At 71.9% G+C, this 16,419-nt stretch carries 16 protein-coding genes; 6 read left to right on the top strand and 10 right to left on the bottom strand.

Annotation, left to right across the window (positions count from 1 at the left end; all coding sequences use genetic code 11):
* The first annotated feature begins 25 nt into the window (after positions 1-25).
* Together ASD48_RS18580 and ASD48_RS18575 are read left to right on the top strand one after the other, a co-directional pair.
* A complete protein-coding gene (locus ASD48_RS18580) occupies positions 26-895 on the top strand; it encodes a helix-turn-helix transcriptional regulator (protein WP_057602778.1) in 870 nt (289 codons plus the stop codon).
* Complete coding sequence (locus ASD48_RS18575; RefSeq protein WP_057602777.1) at positions 892-1,134, top strand: DUF397 domain-containing protein; 243 nt, start codon at positions 892-894, stop codon at positions 1,132-1,134. The genes ASD48_RS18580 and ASD48_RS18575 overlap by 4 nt, the downstream gene beginning before the upstream one ends.
* Positions 1,135-1,139: 5 nt before the next feature.
* On the opposite strand, the gene ASD48_RS18570 is transcribed toward ASD48_RS18575, so the two are convergent.
* On the bottom strand, positions 1,140-2,225 hold the full coding sequence (locus ASD48_RS18570) for a helix-turn-helix domain-containing protein (protein WP_057602776.1): 1,086 nt from the start codon (positions 2,223-2,225) through the stop codon (positions 1,140-1,142).
* A gap of 98 nt (positions 2,226-2,323) precedes the next feature.
* On the opposite strand from ASD48_RS18570, the gene ASD48_RS18565 reads away from it, so the two are divergent.
* Positions 2,324-3,646, top strand: a complete 1,323-nt coding sequence (locus tag ASD48_RS18565; protein WP_057603513.1) for an MFS transporter — start codon at positions 2,324-2,326, stop codon at positions 3,644-3,646.
* Here the strand turns inward: ASD48_RS18565 and ASD48_RS18560 are convergent.
* From ASD48_RS18560 to ASD48_RS18550, 3 genes are all read right to left on the bottom strand, one after another.
* The gene (locus ASD48_RS18560) at positions 3,562-4,056 is read right to left on the bottom strand and encodes a hypothetical protein (RefSeq protein WP_057602775.1); all 495 of its coding nucleotides are present in this window, start codon (positions 4,054-4,056) and stop codon (positions 3,562-3,564) included. The genes ASD48_RS18565 and ASD48_RS18560 overlap by 85 nt on opposite strands.
* A gap of 43 nt (positions 4,057-4,099) precedes the next feature.
* Positions 4,100-6,022: an AMP-dependent synthetase/ligase gene (locus ASD48_RS18555; protein ID WP_057602774.1), complete on the bottom strand. Its 1,923-nt coding sequence runs from the start codon at positions 6,020-6,022 to the stop codon at positions 4,100-4,102.
* A gap of 210 nt (positions 6,023-6,232) precedes the next feature.
* Entirely contained in the window at positions 6,233-7,591 is a 1,359-nt protein-coding gene (locus ASD48_RS18550) for an acetyl-CoA C-acetyltransferase (protein ID WP_348983221.1), read from the bottom strand.
* A gap of 101 nt (positions 7,592-7,692) precedes the next feature.
* Between ASD48_RS18550 and ASD48_RS18545 the strand changes: the two genes are divergently transcribed.
* From ASD48_RS18545 to ASD48_RS44775, 3 genes are all read left to right on the top strand, one after another.
* Positions 7,693-9,063, top strand: a complete 1,371-nt coding sequence (locus ASD48_RS18545) for a 3-oxoacyl-ACP reductase (protein WP_057602773.1) — start codon at positions 7,693-7,695, stop codon at positions 9,061-9,063.
* An 11-nt stretch (positions 9,064-9,074) separates the two neighbouring features.
* Complete coding sequence (locus tag ASD48_RS18540; protein ID WP_242432646.1) at positions 9,075-9,932, top strand: MaoC/PaaZ C-terminal domain-containing protein; 858 nt, start codon at positions 9,075-9,077, stop codon at positions 9,930-9,932.
* A gap of 202 nt (positions 9,933-10,134) precedes the next feature.
* Positions 10,135-11,889 (top strand): DUF4157 domain-containing protein, encoded by a 1,755-nt coding sequence (locus tag ASD48_RS44775; protein ID WP_057602771.1) that lies wholly within the window; start codon positions 10,135-10,137, stop codon positions 11,887-11,889.
* 177 nt (positions 11,890-12,066) lie between these two features.
* Here the strand turns inward: ASD48_RS44775 and ASD48_RS18530 are convergent, their stop codons facing one another.
* From ASD48_RS18530 to ASD48_RS18505, 6 genes are all read right to left on the bottom strand, one after another.
* Positions 12,067-12,711 (bottom strand): TetR/AcrR family transcriptional regulator, encoded by a 645-nt coding sequence (locus tag ASD48_RS18530; RefSeq protein WP_057602770.1) that lies wholly within the window; start codon positions 12,709-12,711, stop codon positions 12,067-12,069.
* A gap of 60 nt (positions 12,712-12,771) precedes the next feature.
* Positions 12,772-13,080: a DUF4229 domain-containing protein gene (locus tag ASD48_RS18525; protein ID WP_054238671.1), complete on the bottom strand. Its 309-nt coding sequence runs from the start codon at positions 13,078-13,080 to the stop codon at positions 12,772-12,774.
* A gap of 104 nt (positions 13,081-13,184) precedes the next feature.
* A complete protein-coding gene (locus tag ASD48_RS18520; protein ID WP_057602769.1) occupies positions 13,185-13,709 on the bottom strand; it encodes a GNAT family N-acetyltransferase in 525 nt (174 codons plus the stop codon).
* 55 nt (positions 13,710-13,764) lie between these two features.
* Positions 13,765-14,928 (bottom strand): aminofutalosine synthase MqnE, encoded by a 1,164-nt coding sequence (mqnE, locus tag ASD48_RS18515; protein ID WP_057602768.1) that lies wholly within the window; start codon positions 14,926-14,928, stop codon positions 13,765-13,767.
* 64 nt (positions 14,929-14,992) lie between these two features.
* On the bottom strand, positions 14,993-15,448 hold the full coding sequence (locus tag ASD48_RS18510) for an Lrp/AsnC family transcriptional regulator (RefSeq protein WP_054238669.1): 456 nt from the start codon (positions 15,446-15,448) through the stop codon (positions 14,993-14,995).
* A 170-nt stretch (positions 15,449-15,618) separates the two neighbouring features.
* Complete coding sequence (locus ASD48_RS18505; protein ID WP_057602767.1) at positions 15,619-16,290, bottom strand: UbiX family flavin prenyltransferase; 672 nt, start codon at positions 16,288-16,290, stop codon at positions 15,619-15,621.
* Positions 16,291-16,419: the final 129 nt, after the last annotated feature.

Raw genomic sequence — 16,419 nt, 5'->3', positions numbered from 1 at the left:
CGGCCGTGACCACGGAGGCGGGAGGGTGGTGGCGAGAGTGACGGAGGACCGCAGGCCGGAGACACCGGCGGAGGCCGACGGGACGACAGGGCTGCTCACGGCCCTGGGCAAGATGCTGAAACTGCTGCGGGAACGCAAGGGGCTCACGCAGAAGGAGTTCGGGGAGCTGGTGGGGTACGGGCCGGACGCGATCTCCGCGATGGAGCGGGGCGTGCGGACGATCCGGCCGGAGGTCCTGGAGAAGGCGGACGAACTGCTCGACGCCGGGGGCCTGTTCAAGGAGGCGATCCCCGAGGTCAGGGAGGCGATGAGCCGGGTGCGGACGCGCCATCCGGAGTGGTATCGGAGTTACGCGGCGCTGGAGGCGGAGGCGCGGGAGCTGCACTTCTACGCCAACCAGGGCGTGCCTGGTCTTCTGCAGAGTGGGGACTACGCACGGGCGGTGTTCTCCCACCGGCGGCCGCTGCTCGACGAGCAGACCATCGAGAAGCGCATCGCCGACCGACTCTCCCGACAGCAGGTCTTCGACAAGTGGCCTGCTCCCATGTGCAGTTTCGTTCTGGAGGAGGTCGTCCTGGATCGGCCCATCGGAGGCCGGGCCGTCCGTGAGGCACAACTGAAGCAGCTTCTCCGCATCGGCGTTCTGCGCAATGTGGAGATCCAGGTAATCCCGACGGGCATTGAGGACCACCCCAACATGGGTGGTGCGTTCAACTTGCTGACTCCAGAGAGGCACCCGCAGGTCGCATACACGGAGATCCAGGAATTCCCTCGCCTGATCACCGACCCGGAGGAGGTCCGGAAGATCGTGGACCGCTATGGAATGATCCGGGCCATGGCCTTCTCGCCCAAGGATTCCCGGGCGTTGATCGACAAGAAGCTGGGGGAGTTGTGAGCAGTCAAGACCTCAACTGGTTCAAGTCCAGCTACAGCGACGGCGGGGGCGGCGAGTGCCTCGAAGTCGCCTACACCTGGCGCAAGTCGACGTACAGCAGCGGCGAAGGCGGCGATTGCGTGGAAATAGCGGTCTGCCCCCGGACCGTCCGCGTCCGGGACTCCAAGAACCCCGACGGCCCCCGTCTCTCCCTCGCCACCGGCGCCTGGGCGGAGTTCCTCGCCCACGCCGTGAAGTAGCCCCCTCAGCGCAGCACCGCCGCCAGCAGATCGGAGCCGAGGGCCGTCAGGCCGGGCAGGTCGAGGGTGTAGCGGACATAGCGGCCGTGCCGCCGAGCCGTGAGCAGGCCCGCGCGGCGCAGCACGGCGAGGTGGCGGGAGACCTCCGGCGGTGTGAGTTCCCAGGCGTGGGCCAGTTCACGGTTGGTGTGCGGGCCGCGGGCCAGGGTGCGCAGCAGCCGTAGCCGTACCGGGTGGGCGAGGGCCTCCAGTCGCAGGGTGACCGTCTCCAGCGACACCGGCTCGGCCGCGCTGGGCTCGGCCACCGGGTACTGCACCACCGGCTGCCAGCCGGGCGCGTGGACCGCCACCAGGTGGGGGCGGCCGAAGACGCTGGGGATGAAGGTGACCCCGGTGCCGTGGGCGGAGGTCGCCTTGTCCTGGAGCTTGTCGACGATGACGCAGTCGCCGTCCGGTGCCAGGGTGACCGCGTCGGAGACGGCGGCGAGGGCCGCTCCGATGCCCTGGCGCCTCAGCAGGTCGTTCTTCACGCGCAGGTCGGTGGCGATGCGCACGGCGGCGCCCGCCCAGGCGGCGTCGAAGAAGGCCTCGCCGCACTGTTCGAGGGTGCGGCGCACCCGTGCCCGTACGGCGGCCGGGTCGGCGAGCAGCCTTTCCGCGAAGGCCTCCTGGAGCGCGCCGCGGGACTGGGCCAGGTCCAGGGCGCGTTCGCGCGCGGCCGTGTCGGTGAGCGGCGACCGGGTGCCGAAGTGGACCCGGTCGCTGCCGCAGGTGGTGACGAGCGCGGCCGTCACATACCGCTCGTCGTCGATGCGGTCCACGTCGTCCAGTTCCTCGGCGAGGGTCGGCCGGGGCCGGGCGGGGATCAGGAAGTCCGCCTGGGAGGAGCGCCAGAGGAACTCGGCCTCCCGCAGCCGCTCGGCCAGTTCGGGCCGCAGCCCGGTCCAGACGTCCCCGGCCCAGCCGGCCAGCTGCGGATGGTGCCCGGGTTCGGCCATCACGTGCAGCATCGCGGTCAGCTCGGCCAACGGGGAGGCGGCGAACCGCAGTCGCTCGGACGGCAGTCCGCCGATGTCGATCCTCAACGTCATCCCTCATCATCACCGACCGGCCGGCGGACGACGGCGTCGGTTGACGGTGTCCGTCAACCGACGTGCCGCGCCCGGCGGCCGAACCCACCGTTGCCGCCATGGCAATCACCAGCACCGCGAAGATCCGGCCCCTCGCCCTCGTCCGGGCCTTCGGAGGGCCCCGCTATGCCGTCGCCCTGGCCGTGGACGCGCTCGGCACCGGCCTGTTGCGGCCCTTTCTGCTGCTCTACGGGGTGACGGTGCTGAGGCTGTCCGCGCCGGTCACCGGTATCGCGATGACGGCAGGCGTCGTCCTGGGTCTGGTGTGCGTGCCCGCGGTGGGCCGGTGGCTGGACCGGGGCGCGCGCAGCACGGTCGTGGCGGCGTCGATGCTGGTGCGGGTGCTGGGGGTGGCGCTGCTCCTCGCCACCCCGGCGGGGCACCCGTGGCCGTTCGCGACGGCGGCGCTCTTCCTCGGCATCGGCAACCAGGCCTGGCCGGCCGCCCATGCCGCCCTCGTGGCCACGGTCGCCCACGGCCGGGAACGCGACACCGCTCTCGCGGCGGGCCGCGCCCTGCGCAACGCGGGCCTGGGCACGGGCGCGCTGATCGCCACCGCGTGCCTGACGGGCGGCACCACCGCGCTGCGGGCGCTGGCGGTCGTCACCGGGCTCGCCTATCTCGCCGCGGCGGCCCTGGCCTGGTCGGTCCACCTGCGCGCGGATCCGGCCGCAGACCCGGCCGAGGCGGGAGCCGCCGACGCACCTCTCGCCCCCGCCCCCGCACCCGCACCCGCACCCGCACCCGCACCCCGGATGCGCGCGCTGCTGGCCGCCAATGTCGTCTACGTGTTCTGCCTCAACGTCCCCGAGATCGCGCTCCCGCTGGTCCTGGTGACCCAGTTGCACGCGTCCCCGGTGTGGTCGGCGGCCGTCTTCGTGGCCAACACGGTGCTGGTGGTCACCCTGCAGGTCCCGGTGACGGTCCTGATGTCCCGTTTCTCGCGGCGGAGCGTGCTGGCTCTCGCGGGCGTGATCCTCACCGTGTCCTACCTGGGCTTCCTCGTGTCCACCTCGCTGGGGCACGGGTGGGGTGCGCCGGCCGTCGCCGCGGTCTCCGTGGTCTGCACCCTCGGCGAGATCGTCTACGCAGGCAGCGCGACCGCGCTCGTCACCGTCCTCGCCCCGGCCCACGCCCTGGGCCGCACGCTCGCCCGGTTCGAGCTCTCCACGGGCTTCGGGCTCGCCGTCTCCCCGGCGGTCATCACCGCTCTCGCAGCCCACGGCCCGGCCGCGCTCTGGGGCGGCCTCGCCGGTGCGACGCTCCTGTCCTCAGCCGCCGTGGCCGCCGAGAAGGATCAGGGAACGCAGCCCAAGGACTCGGGAACCGGGCCCAACGGGTCCGTCGCCAGCACCTCCGGCGCGCTCAGCGCATCCTCGTAGACCCGCCGCTCGAAGACGAACGGGCCCAGGGGCAGTTCGCCCCACTCCTCGCGCTCCGGGTAGTGGAAGCCGGACCAGGTGACCGTCGTGGGCGTCATGGCGACGCGGGCCATGAGGGGCCAGCACTGCCAGATGCCACAGGGACAGCCGAGGAGCGGGGTCCGGCCTGCCGTACGCAGGAACGGGTTCTCGGTGAAGTCGAGGACGCCCAGCCCGCCGTGCTGACCCCAGATCAGCTCGGCCGACTCCCGCTGCTGGTCCTCGAACTGCGCCTCCAGCTCCGGCCGCCAGAGCTCCCGCGTCGCCCAGGCGGTCAGCGCCCGCAGATCGACACCGTCGACGCGGGCACCCCAGACCAGGGCGGCGGGCCGCTCGTCCCAGGGGCAGTGGAAGAACTCGATGCCGTTCACCCTCGGCATACTCCTCGGCCGAGCGGCCTCCCCGCCAGCCCTTTCAGTGCTGGTACAGCCCCTCCACCTGGTCCGCGAAGTCCGCCAGGACCGCTTCGCGGCGGAGTTTCATCGAGGGGGTGAGGTGGCCTGCGTGCTCCGAGAAGTCTGTCGGGAGGATGGCGAAGCGGCGGATCGACTCGGGGCGGGAGACCAGCTTGTTGGCCTCGTCGATCGCCCGCTGGAGTACGGCGTGCAGGTCCGGGTCGTCCATCAGCAGCTCGACCGGGACCGGGTGTTTGCCGTTCATCTGGCGCCAGTGGGTGAGGCCGTCCGGGTCGAGGGTGAGGAGGACGGAGACGTAGGGGCGGCCGTCGCCGAGGACCATGGCCTGGGAGACCAGGGGGTGGGAGCGCAGCCAGTTCTCCAGGGGCGCGGGGGCCACGCTCTTGCCGCCCGCCGTGATGATCATCTCTTTCTTGCGGCCGGTGATCGTCAGATAGCCCTCGTCGTCCAGTTCGCCGATGTCGCCGGTGGGCAGCCAGCCGTCGGGGGCGGCGGGGACCACTCCCCCGGCCGCCGGGTCCCAGTAGCCCCGCAGGATGTGTTCGCCGGCGATCAGGATCTCGCCGTCCGCCGCTATACGGATCTTCGTCCCCGGCAGGGGCCAGCCGACCGTGCCCAGGCGGGGCTTGAGCGGCGGGGTGACCGTGGACGCCCCGGTCGTCTCCGTCAGGCCGTAGCCCTCGTAGATCTCGATGCCCGCGCCCAGGTAGAAGGCGGAGAGGCGTTGGCCGAGGGGCGAGCCGCCGCAGATGGCGTGGCGGACGCGGCCGCCCATGGCGTTGCGGATGCGGCGGTAGACGAGCGGGTCGTAGAAGGTGCGGGCGGCGCGGAGGGTCGCCGCGGGGCCGGATCCGGTGCCGGTCTTCTGCGCCTCGACCGCCTCGCCGTAGCGGCGGGCCACGCCGACCGCCCGGTCGAAGGAGGACAGCTTGCCGCCGGCCTCGGCCTTCGCGCGGGCGGTGTTGAAGATCTTCTCCAGCATGTAGGGGATGGCCAGCAGACAGGTGGGTCTGAAGGCCGCCAGGTCCGGGAGGAGTTCGTCGGCCTTCAGGCTCGGGGCGTGACCGAGCCTGACCCGGGCGCGGACGCAGGCGATGGCCACCATGCGGCCGAAGACGTGGGACATGGGGAGGAAGAGGAGGACGGAGAGGTCCTCGCCGCTCGACTTGAAGACGGGGTAGAGCAGTTCGATCGCGTTGTCGACCTCGGCGAAGAAGTTGCCGTGGGTGAGCGCGCAGCCCTTGGGGCGGCCCGTGGTGCCGGAGGTGTAGATGAGGGTGGCGAGGGTGTCGGGGACCAGCATCCCGCGGCGGATCTCGACCTCGGCGTCCGGTACGTGCTCACCCGCCTCGATCAGCCGGTCCACGTGCCCCTTCTCCATCACCCACAGGTGGTGCAGGTCGGGCAGCCGGTCGAGTTCGGGGCCCAGGGCGGCCGCCTGGGCGGTGCCCTCGGTGACCAGGGCGACCGCGCCGGAGTCGTGGAGGATCCAACGGGTCTGGAAGACCGAGGAGGTCGGATAGATGGGGACGGTGACCAGGCCGGCCGCCCAGGCCGCGAAGTCGAGCAGCGTCCACTCGTAGGTGGTGCGGGCCATGATGGCGAGCCGGTCGCCGGGCACGAGACCCTCGGCGATCAGCCCTTTGGCCACCGCGTGGACCTGGGCGGCGAAGCGTTCGGCCGTGATGTCCGTCCACTCGCCGTCCTGGCCCTTGCGGCTGAGCACCACCGTCTCGGGGGCGGCGGCCGCGTTGTCGTAGGGCAGGTCGGCGAGGGACCCGTAGGTCACCTGGCGGGCGAGCGCCGGTACGGACGCCTCCCGGACCACGCCGTCCAGTCGTCGCGTCTCGGGTTCCACCAGGGTGGGGGGAGCGTCGGGGTCGGCGAAGGCCGAGCCGTCGGCTGGATACGGGGTGGACACGGGCGACTCCCTGGGCGTGCAGCGACGAAACTGCTTGCTGCATGACGTACGTGCCTCAAGTGCCGAGGCGTTCAACCGGGATGCCCCCGAAGAAAGGGGTTACCGCCAGTTAGGTAGGGGATCGTACGGCTCTCACGTGTGGGGCTTGTGCGCATTCCGGGATGTTCCGGGGCTGGGGATGTGCAATCTCGGGGGTTATATGAGGAATCTTCACGTTCGTTCCAGAATCGCGGTGACCCCCTGTCCGCCCGCCGCGCAGATCGAGATCAACCCCCTTGCGGGGCCCTCCCGTTCGGCGAGCAGCTTGGCCAGGGTCGTCACGATGCGGGCGCCGGTCGCCGCGAAGGGGTGACCGGTGGCGAGGGAGGAGCCGGCCACGTTCAGACGGTCGCGGTCCACCGGCGCCAGCCCCTGCTTCTCCCAGGCCGCGAGCGTCGCCAGCACCTGGGAGGCGAAGGCCTCGTGGATCTCGAACAGGTCGAAGTCCTCGATGCCCAGACCGGTCCGCTCCAGCATGTGCGGGACGGCGTACGCGGGCGCCATCAGCAACCCGTCCTCGCCGCCCGCGACATCGCCGCGCACGAAGTCCACGGCCGCCGTCTCGTACGCCGTCAGGTAGGCGAGCGGCTCCAGGCCCCGCGCCTCGGCCCACTCCTCGGAGGCGAGGAGGACGACCGCCGCTCCGTCCGTCAGCGGCGTCGAATTGCCCGCCGTCATGGTCGGGTCGGGCCCGTCGGTGCCGAACACCGGCTTCAGCCCCGCCAGTTTCCCGGCCGTGGAGTCCGGGCGCAGGTTCTGATCGCGGGCCAGATCGCGGAACGGGACCACCAGGTCGCCGAAGAAGCCGCGTTCGTAGGCGGCCGCGAGCCGCTGGTGGCTGGTGGCCGCCAGTTCGTCCTGGGCCTCGCGCCCGACGCCCCAGGCGCGGGCGGTGACGGCCGCGTGCTCGCCCATGGACAGGCCGGTGCGCGGTTCGGCGTTGCGCGGGATGTCGGGGATCAGATGGGAGGGGCGGATCTGCGCGAGGGCCTTGAGGCGGTCGCCCGTCGACTTCGCCCGGCGGGCCTCCAGCAGGATGCGGCGCAGCCGGTCGTTGACGCCGAGCGGGGCGTCGCTCGCGGTGTCGGCGCCGCCGGCGATCGCGGACTCGGTCTGGCCGAGGGCGATCTTGTTGGCGGCGGCGATCACGGCCTGGAGACCGGTGCCGCAGGCCTGCTGGATGTCGTAGGCGGGGGTACGGGCGTCGAGCTTCGAGCCGAGGACGGTCTCGCGGGCGAGGTTGAAGTCGCGGCTGTGCTTGAGCACGGCCCCGGCGACCAACTCGCCGACGACGCCGGGCACATCGAGCGCGTAGCGGTTCACCAGACCGTTCACGGCCGCCGTCAGCATCTCCTGGTTGGAGGCGGTGGCGTAGGGGCCGTCGGAGCGGGCGAAGGGGATGCGGGTGCCGCCGACGATCGCCACGCGGCGGATCCGCGGCAGTTCCGGCCGGGGTTGCGGCGCGCCGCTCTCCGCGACCTTCAGGTGGCTCACCCGCCGGCTCGCCCGTGACGGTTCCGAGGTACTCATCTCGACCTGCTCCTCACCCGTGACCTAGACTTACCCACGGTAACCTTACTCCAGAGTAAGCACCCGGTACGAGGTGTGCGCCGAGCCCGTGGGAGATCATCATGGCCGACCGCTATCTGAGCTTCACCGCCACGGCCCCCGGCCGGTTCCTCACCGCGCGGCTCGGGCTCCCACAGCCGTCCGCGCTCAGCCGCTGGACGGCCGGACACCCGTCCCTGGACGGCCACTTGCTGCACCTCACGGCCGGCGGGCCGTCCGGCCTCGACCTCGCACCGGTCCTGGCCCGCAGCGGACTGCCCAAGGCCACCGAAGCAGCCGGGGCCACCGCCGGATCCGCCGCCGGATCCGCCCATGGCCCCGCCACCGGGTCGCCCGGCCCCGCCGCCGTCGTCCTGGACGCGACCGGTGTCCGGGACGTCGACGCGCTCGCCGAGGTCCACGCGGCCCTGCACCCGGTCGTACGGTCGGTCGCGGCGAGCGGGCGGATCGTCGTGCTGGGCGCGCCCCTGGACACCCGGGACCACCACCAGGCGGCCGCGCAGCAGGCCCTGGAGGGCTTCGTGCGGTCCCTCGGCAAGGAGATCGGACGGGGCAGGACCGTCAATCTCGTCCGGCTGACCGACGCGTCCGCCGCCGAGTCCACCCTGCGCTTCCTGCTCTCCCCCAAGTCGGCCTACGTCAGCGGCCAGGTGATCGGGGTGGGGACCGCCGAGAGGCACGGCGGCCCCGTCGACTGGACCCTCCCCCTAGCCGGGCGCACCGCACTCGTCACCGGCGCCGCCCGCGGCATCGGCGCGGCCGTCGCGGAGACCCTGGCCCGGGACGGCGCCCATGTCGTCGTCCTGGACGTGCCGCAGGCCGCGGAGGACGCCCGGCGGGTCGCCGCACGGCTGGGCGGCAGCGCCCTCACCCTCGACATCACGGCCGCCGACGCGGGCGAGCGGATCGCCGCCGAACTGCCCGACGGGCTGGACGTACTCATCCACAACGCGGGGATCACCCGGGACCGGCGGCTGGTCAACATGCCCGCCGAACGCTGGAGTTCGGTACTCGACGTCAATCTGGCGAGCGTGCTGCGCACCACCGACGCGCTGCTCGCCAAGGGCGCCCTGCGGACCGGCGGGCGGATCGTGGCCACCGCGTCCATCGCCGGACTCGCGGGCAACGCGGGGCAGACGAACTACGGCGCGAGCAAGGCGGGCGTCGCCGGTATGGTCCGGGCCCTCGCGCCGCGCGCGCACGCCGAGCACGGGGTCACGGTGAACGCGGTGGCGCCGGGCTTCATCGAGACGAAGATGACGGCCGCGGTGCCGTTGTTCCTCCGCGAGGCGGGCCGCCGGATGAACTCCCTCGCGCAGGGCGGCCTGCCCGTCGACGTCGCCGAGACGACCGCCTGGCTCGCCCACCCCGCGTCCGGCTCGGTGAACGGGCAGGTCGTGCGCGTGTGCGGCCAGAGTCTGCTGGGGGCGTAGTGAGCGGCGCCGTGACCACCCTGTCCGGGCCTCCGTCGCTCGGTCCCCTGCTCGCCCTCGGCGCGCTGCGCTCGCCGTTCAAGCGGCCCCGGCCGGGCGTCGCGTTCCCCGGCACCGGCGACCGGCTCGTCCTGCCCGGCCTGCGGGTGGACCTGGCCCGGCTGGCCGCCTACGAGCGGGTGTGCGGCTTCCCGACCGGCGAGGACTCCCTGCCGCTCACCTACCCGCACGTCCTGGGCTTCCCGCTGGCCATGCGGATCATGAGCGGCCGCGGCTTCCCGCTGCCGCTGCTCGGCCTCGTCCACACGTCGATCGAGATCACCCGCCACACCGCCCTCGCGGCCACCGGCAGCCACGAACTCACCGTGCGCGTCGAGCGGTTGGCCGCGCACCGGCGCGGGACCGAGGCGCTCGTCGTCACGGAGCTGCGGGACGGCGGCGCGGTCGTGTGGGAGTCGACGAGCACCTATCTGTCCCGGCACCGCACCGAGGCCCCGCCCGCAGCGCGGAAACCGGGGCCCGACCCGCTCCCCGCGCTGCCCGTGCTCGACGAGTGGCGGCTCGCCGCCGACGTCGGACGGCGCTACGGCGCCGCGTCGGGCGACCGCAACCCCATCCACCTCCACCCGCTCACCGCCCGCCTCTTCGGCTTCCCCCGGGCCATCGCGCACGGCATGTGGACCGTGGCCCGCTGCCTCGCCGCGCACGGCACCCCCCAGGCCGTGCGGGTGTGCGCGGAGTTCCGGGCACCGGTCCTGCTGCCGGGAACCGTGACCTTCGCGGCGGACGGCGAACGGTTCGAGCTGCGCGGGACGGAAGATCCGGCACGGGTGCATGTGAGCGGCCGGGTGGATCCACTGACGCCGTGACCGGGCCGGCCCCGGGTCACCGACGCGCCGCCGCGCGCCGACAGGGCGCCCCTTGCCCTGTCCGGCGCGGCACGCTTCCGCCGGAACGCCCGGTGATCCTGCGCGTTCGGCCCCCGATGCTGCCCTCCAGGTCCTTACCCCGGCCGCGTCCGGTCGAGCACAGTGGTGGGTTCAGATGGCTCTGTCGCTGAAGGGAGCGTCCATGCGCGCGCAGGACCAGGAGAACGACCTGGGGGGAAACCGCCGGTCCAAGGCCGGGAGAGGCTCCGCACGGTCGTCGCTCACGGGACCGGCGGCGGGACTGCTCGCCCTCCAGCGCTCGGCGGGCAACGCGGCGGTGACGCGTGCCATCGAGGAACAGCGGCACGAGCACGGCCCCGGCTGCGGCCACGCGGACCGTTCGGTCCAGCGGGCCGCGGAGACCGACGAGGCGCAGCAGTCCGCGGTGCAGCGCCGGGTGTCGCTGGCCGAGGTGACCGGATCCGGCGGCACCGGCCTGGACCCGCGTATCCAGGCCAAGGCCGAGCAGGCGTACGGAATGTCGCTCGGTCACGTGCGCGTGCACAACGACGCGACCGCGCAGCGCGCGAGCGCCGACTTCCAGGCCCACGCCATGACCGTCGGCCACCACATCGTGCTCGGCTCGTCCCACGTGGACGACGAGACGATGTTCCACGAACTCGACCACGTCCGGCAGCAGTCGCAGGGCCCGGTGGCGGGCACCGACAACGGCTCGGGTGTGAAGGTGTCCGACCCGGGTGACGCCTTCGAGCGTCAGTCGGCCACCAACGGCCGCCTGGTCGCGCAGGGTTCGGCCCCCGACCTCTCGCTGCCCGGCTCGGCGGGCCACGGGGCCCCGGTGCAGCGGGTGGCGGCCGGGACCGGCGAGCGGCAGAACGTGCAGCGGATGCCCAAGGAGGCGACCAAGTCCAAGGCCGCCGCCAGGGGTGGCAAGAAGGCGACCGTGGCGCAGGCGATCACCAGGGCACTCGTGCAGAACCACGGCTGGACGGAGTACGGCGGGCAGCAGAACAAGACCGTGCACTTCCCGGTCGCCTCCGACAACGCCCCCGCGCACGCGAAGAGCGAGGGGCTCAAGGGCGCCGCGCTGAGCGCGATGTACCACGGCACCGACAACATCCGCAAGGAGCGCTCCTTCTCGGCGGAACGCCCGGAGCAGGCCCTGCGCTGGATCTCCACCGTCACCTTCAACTACCTCAACGACCTGCGCAAGCAGCCCGAGGAAGTACAGGCGGGCGTGAGCGGCGTCCAGCAGGAGGGTCCGGACGGCGCCGCCGCCATGAGGTACCAGCTGTACATCTCGTCGAACAAGGACGGCGCCAACAAGGCACTCTCCGACCTGTACGAGGGCAAGGCCAACGCCAAGGCGTTCCTCAGCGCGATCCTGGAGGCCGGCGAGCCGAATCTCTCCAGCCGCACGGCGCGTGAGCAGCGGCACGCCCAGAAGCTGGCCTCACGTCTGCTGGGGGACAGGGAGGGCATGGAGGCGTACGGAGCGGTTCTCCAGGCTCTCGGTGGCTCGGTGAGCGTGCCCGCGAAGCAGGAGGACGCCGCCACGGACGGCCTGCACGCCGAGCGCCGCATCGTGGACAGCGCGCCGGCGGGCAGCGTCTCCGCGATCGCCGGCGTCAAGCGGCCCTGCATGGTCTGCTACATGGAGCTCTTCGTCGGCGACGACTCCAAGCGTCCCGGCCCCTACTGGCCGAGCAAGGCGTCCAACATCGGGGAGTCCGACTACACCGTCGCGAACGCCGACATGCTCGCGCTGCGCATCCATACGGCGGCGCTGAGGGGCGGCGGCACGCATGTCAGCCTCCGGGTCGACTGCGAGGGCCAGGAGCGGGTGGACACCGGGTACGGCTCCGAATCCGACTCCTCGGCCTCGGACAGCGAGGCCCCGGCGCTGATTCCGGCGGAAGCGATGGATCTGAGCTGAGGCGAGCCTGAGGGCCTCACCCGGGACCCTCAGGCCCTCCGGTGAGGCCCTCAGACCTCCGGCGTGGGGCCTCAGGCCTCCGGCGTGGGGCCTCGGACCTCAGGCTCAGACCTCCGGCGTGGGGCCTCGGACCTCAGGCCTCCGGCGTGGGGCCTCAGACGGCCTCCGGTGAGGCCCTCAGGCCTCCGGTGGGGCCCAGGGCCGTCCCTCCATGAGGTTGCCCAGGCCCGCCCAGGCGAAGTTCATCAGGGTCGCCGCCGCCTGCCGGGCCGTGGTGCCGTCCGCGGTGTTGGCCCAGGCGGCGAGGGACTCGGCGGCGCCGACCAGCGCCTCGGCGAGTCCGGCGACCTCTCGTTCGGGCAGGTCCGGGTCCCGGTGTGCCTCCCTGGCCGCGACCACGATCAGGTGCGTGACGAACGCGACGATCTCCTCGCGCATCGCCGTGACCTCGGCGGCGAAGGGCTCGCCGTGCGTGCGGGCCTGAAGATGCAGGACGGACCAGGCGTGCGGATGCTCGGCGGTGTGCGCGAAGAACGCCCGCAGACCGTCCCAGAGTTGGCGGTCGGCGGGCAGGTCGGTGCGGACGCCGGTGCGCACCGCCGCGACGAGCGCCTTGGCCTCGCGCCGGATGCAGGCGGTGAAGAGGTCTTCCTTGGAGTTCAGGTACAGATACACCAAGGGCTTGGACACGCCCGCGAGTTCGGCGATCTCGTCCATGGAAGCGGCCATGTACCCCCGGCGGCCGAAGGTCTCCACGGCCGCGTCCAGCATCTGCTGCTCACGGACCGCACGCGGCATCCGCTTGGTCTTCACGGTCCCCATGGACACAGCGTAGTTGGGCCCGCCCGGGTCCCTGCCAGGCCGCCCCCGCCGCGCGGCGGACTACGAGGTCTGCGCCTGGCCCTGCGGGCGCGTCGCCTCGTCGATCGAGGCGTCCTCCTGGGACTTGTTGGCCTCCAGGTTGGCCTTCATGCGGTCCACCCGCTGCACGACGTGCACCGAGGCACGGTCGCGCTCCTTGCGCAGCACCACGAAGCTGATCGGCGCGGAGATCACCAGCGAGAGCAGCAGGATCCACATGATGTTGGAGTCGCCGAGGCCGCGGGGGACGACACCCGAGTAGACGAGACCCCAGACGACCACGAGGCAGCCGGCGAAGACACCGAGGCGCATCAGTGTGTAGCGGAGCATGTCAATCCACTCTTCCGATTCCAAAAGGGGCCGTCATCCAGTGAAGCACGCCGGGGTGCCGATCTTGCATCGGGGTGCGAGCCGTCGGAGCGGTTCGCGGCGGGTCACGTCAGGGGCAGCAGCATGATGATGTCGTCGCGGTCGTCGCCCGGCGCGACCCTGATGGCGCCGGGCACCCGGCCGACCTCCTTGTAGCCGCAGGAGCCGTAGAAGTGCTCCAGGCCGAGTCCGCCGCGGCAGGTGAGCCGGATCGCGTCGATGCCGTCGAAGGCGCGGGCCTCGTCGGCGGCGGCCGCCAGCAGGTCACGGCCGTAGCCCTTGCCCTGGTGCCGGGGGTGCACCATCACCGTGTAGAGCATCACCCAGTGGGTCTGGAGCCGGTGGGTGTTGAAGCTGAAGAACGCCGTCGCCGCCACCTCGCCGGCCGCGTCGTGTCCGACGAGCAGCCGGGTGCGGCCCTCGGCCATCTGGACGAGGTGGCGGACCAGTTCCGGCCGGACCGTCTCGCGCTCCACCGGCGCCACGAAGCCGACGGCTCCACCCGTGTTGGAGACGTCCGTCCACAGGTCGAGGATGCCGTCACGCAGGGCGGGGGTGACGGCGGGGTCGAGAGTGAAAGTAAGGGCCACGAAAGGATGGTAGTCCTTACGCGGCCCCGACTTCCAAGTCCCTGCTCCTACCGCCTCAGACCCGCATCGGCTGCGGCGACTCGCGGAGGGCCGGGTCGGGGCCGTCGTACTCGCGGATGATCTCGTACCGGGTGTTGCGCTCCACCGGGCGGAAACCGGCGTCCCTGATGAGGTCCAGCAGGTCGTCGCGGGTCAGCTTGTTCGGGGTGCCGTAGTTGTCTGCGTCGTGCGTGATCTTGTACTCGACGACCGAGCCGTCCATGTCGTCGGCGCCGTGCTGGAGCGCGAGCTGCGCGGTCTGGACGCCGTGCATGACCCAGAAGACCTTGACGTGCGGGACGTTGTCGAAGAGCAGCCGGGAGACCGCGAAGGTCTTGAGGGCCTCCGCGCCGGTCGCCATCTGGGTGCGGGCCTGGAGCCGGTTGCGGACCTTGCCGTCCTGCATGTCCACGAAGTCGTGCTGGTAGCGCAGCGGGATGAAGACCTGGAAGCCGTTCGTCTCGTCCTGCAGTTCACGCAGGCGCAGGACGTGGTCGACGCGGTGGCGGGGCTCCTCGATGTGGCCGTACAGCATGGTGCACGGGGTCTTGAGCCCCTTCTCGTGCGCCAGCCGGTGGATGCGCGACCAGTCCTCCCAGTGGGTGCGGTGGTCGACGATGTGCTGGCGGACCTCCCAGTCGAAGATCTCGGCGCCGCCGCCGGTCAGCGACTCCAGACCGGCGTCGATCAGCTCGTCGAGGATCTCGGAGGCCGACAGCCCGCTGATCGTCTCGAAGTGGTGGATCTCCGTCGCCGTGAACGCCTTCAGGGAGACGTCCGGGAGCGCGGCCTTCAGCTCCCGCAGCGAGCGCGGGTAGTAGCGCCACGGCAGGTTCGGGTGCAGGCCGTTGACGATGTGCAGCTCGGTGAGGTTCTCGCCCTCCATCGCCTTGGCGAGCTTCACCGCCTCCTCGATGCGCATCGTGTACGCGTCCTTCTCGCCCGGCTTGCGCTGGAAGGAGCAGTAGGCGCAGGAGGCCGTGCACACGTTCGTCATGTTGAGGTGCCGGTTGACGTTGAAGTGCACGACGTCGCCGTTCTTGCGGGTGCGCACCTCGTGCGCCAGCCCGCCCAGCCACGCCAGGTCGTCCGACTCGTACAGCGCGATGCCGTCCTCACGGGTCAGCCGCTCACCGGCCCTGACCTTCTGCTCCAGCTCGCGCTTGAGTCCGACGTCCATGCCCACACCTCTCTACGACTTCCTGCGGCTTCCTGCGATGCGCCACCGACCACCAACCGTACGGCTAGACCTCTTCGGGAAGCTCCCCGACCCGGTTCTCCCACTTGGTGGAGAGCACGATGGTGGTACGGGTCCGGGAGACGCCCTTGGTCCCGCTGAGCCGCCGGATGATCCGCTCCAGCCCGTCCACGTCGTTCGCCCGCACCTTGAGCATGAACGAGTCGTCGCCGGCGATGAACCAGCAGTCCTCGATCTCGCTGAGGTCCTTCATCCGGTTCGCCACGTCCTCGTGGTCGGCGGCGTCGGAGAGGGAGATGCCGATGAGGGCGGTGACGCCGAGGCCGAGCTGGGCGGCGTTCACCGTGGCGCGGTAACCGGTGATGACACCGGCCGCCTCCAGCCGGTTGATGCGGTCGGTGACACTGGGTCCCGACAGACCGACGAGGCGTCCCAGCTCCGCGTAGGAGGCCCGGCCGTTCTCCCTCAGGGCCTGGATGAGCTGCCTGTCCACCGCGTCCATGCGATCGAAGCCTTCCGATGAGGAGAGATGAGGAGTGTGGGGGGAGTTCCTGAAGCGGGTGTTTCTGAAGCGGGTGTTCTCTGAAGCGGTTTTCCTGGAGCGGGTGTTCCTGAAGGGGTGCTCCTGGAGCGGTGACGCGTGCCGCCCGCGCCGTCCGTGCCGCCCGACGCTCAGGCGGGAGGACGGGAGCCGCCGCCGATCTCGCCCTTCCAGCGGCGGTACAGCCCGTGCCCGACGCCCGCCGCGTCGAGGACCCGCCCGGCGACGAAGTCCACCAGGTCCTGGATGTGGGTGGCGCCCGCGTAGAAGGCCGGGGAGGCCGGCACGACGCTCGCGCCCGCCTCGTCCAGGGCGACCAGATGACGCAGCGTCTGCCCGTTCAGCGGGGTCTCCCGTACGGCCACGACCAGCGGGCGCCGCTCCTTGAGCGTCACGCTCGCCACCCGCTGGAGGAGGTCCTTGGAGAGCCCGAGGGCGACCCCGGCCACACAGGCGGTGGAGGCGGGCACGATCAGCATGCCCCTCGTGGCGTACGACCCGGAGGAGGGCCCGGCCGCCAGGTCCCCGGCCGCCCAGTACCGGACCCGGTCGCCCCCGCTCTCGCCCTCCAGGTCCACGTCGAAGGTGCCCGGCTTCCCGTCGGCCCCCCGAGCCAGCCATTCCCGCAGGTCGTCGCGCCAGTGCGCGTCCCGGAAGGAGATCCCCGTCTCGTCGAGCAGGGTGAGCCGCGAGGCCCGGCTGACCACCAGGTCGACGCTCTCTCCCGCGGCGAGCAGCGCGCGCAGCACAGCGGCGGCATAGGGCGTACCGGACGCCCCGGACACCCCCACGATCCAAGGCACGCGCTGCGTTTCTCCTGCGTTCACACCTTGAGCGTACCGGTGGGCGGAGAGGTCTTCAGGACCGGTCGGCCCTGAAGCCCGCGTGCCCTCTTCGCTCCCTCCGCCCGCGCGTTCACCCGGACGGAGTAC

Origin of the sequence: Streptomyces sp. Root1310, from assembly GCF_001426425.1 — a bacterium.
Taxonomy (GTDB): domain Bacteria; phylum Actinomycetota; class Actinomycetes; order Streptomycetales; family Streptomycetaceae; genus Streptomyces.
This window is presented reverse-complemented; position numbering and strand designations above follow the sequence as displayed.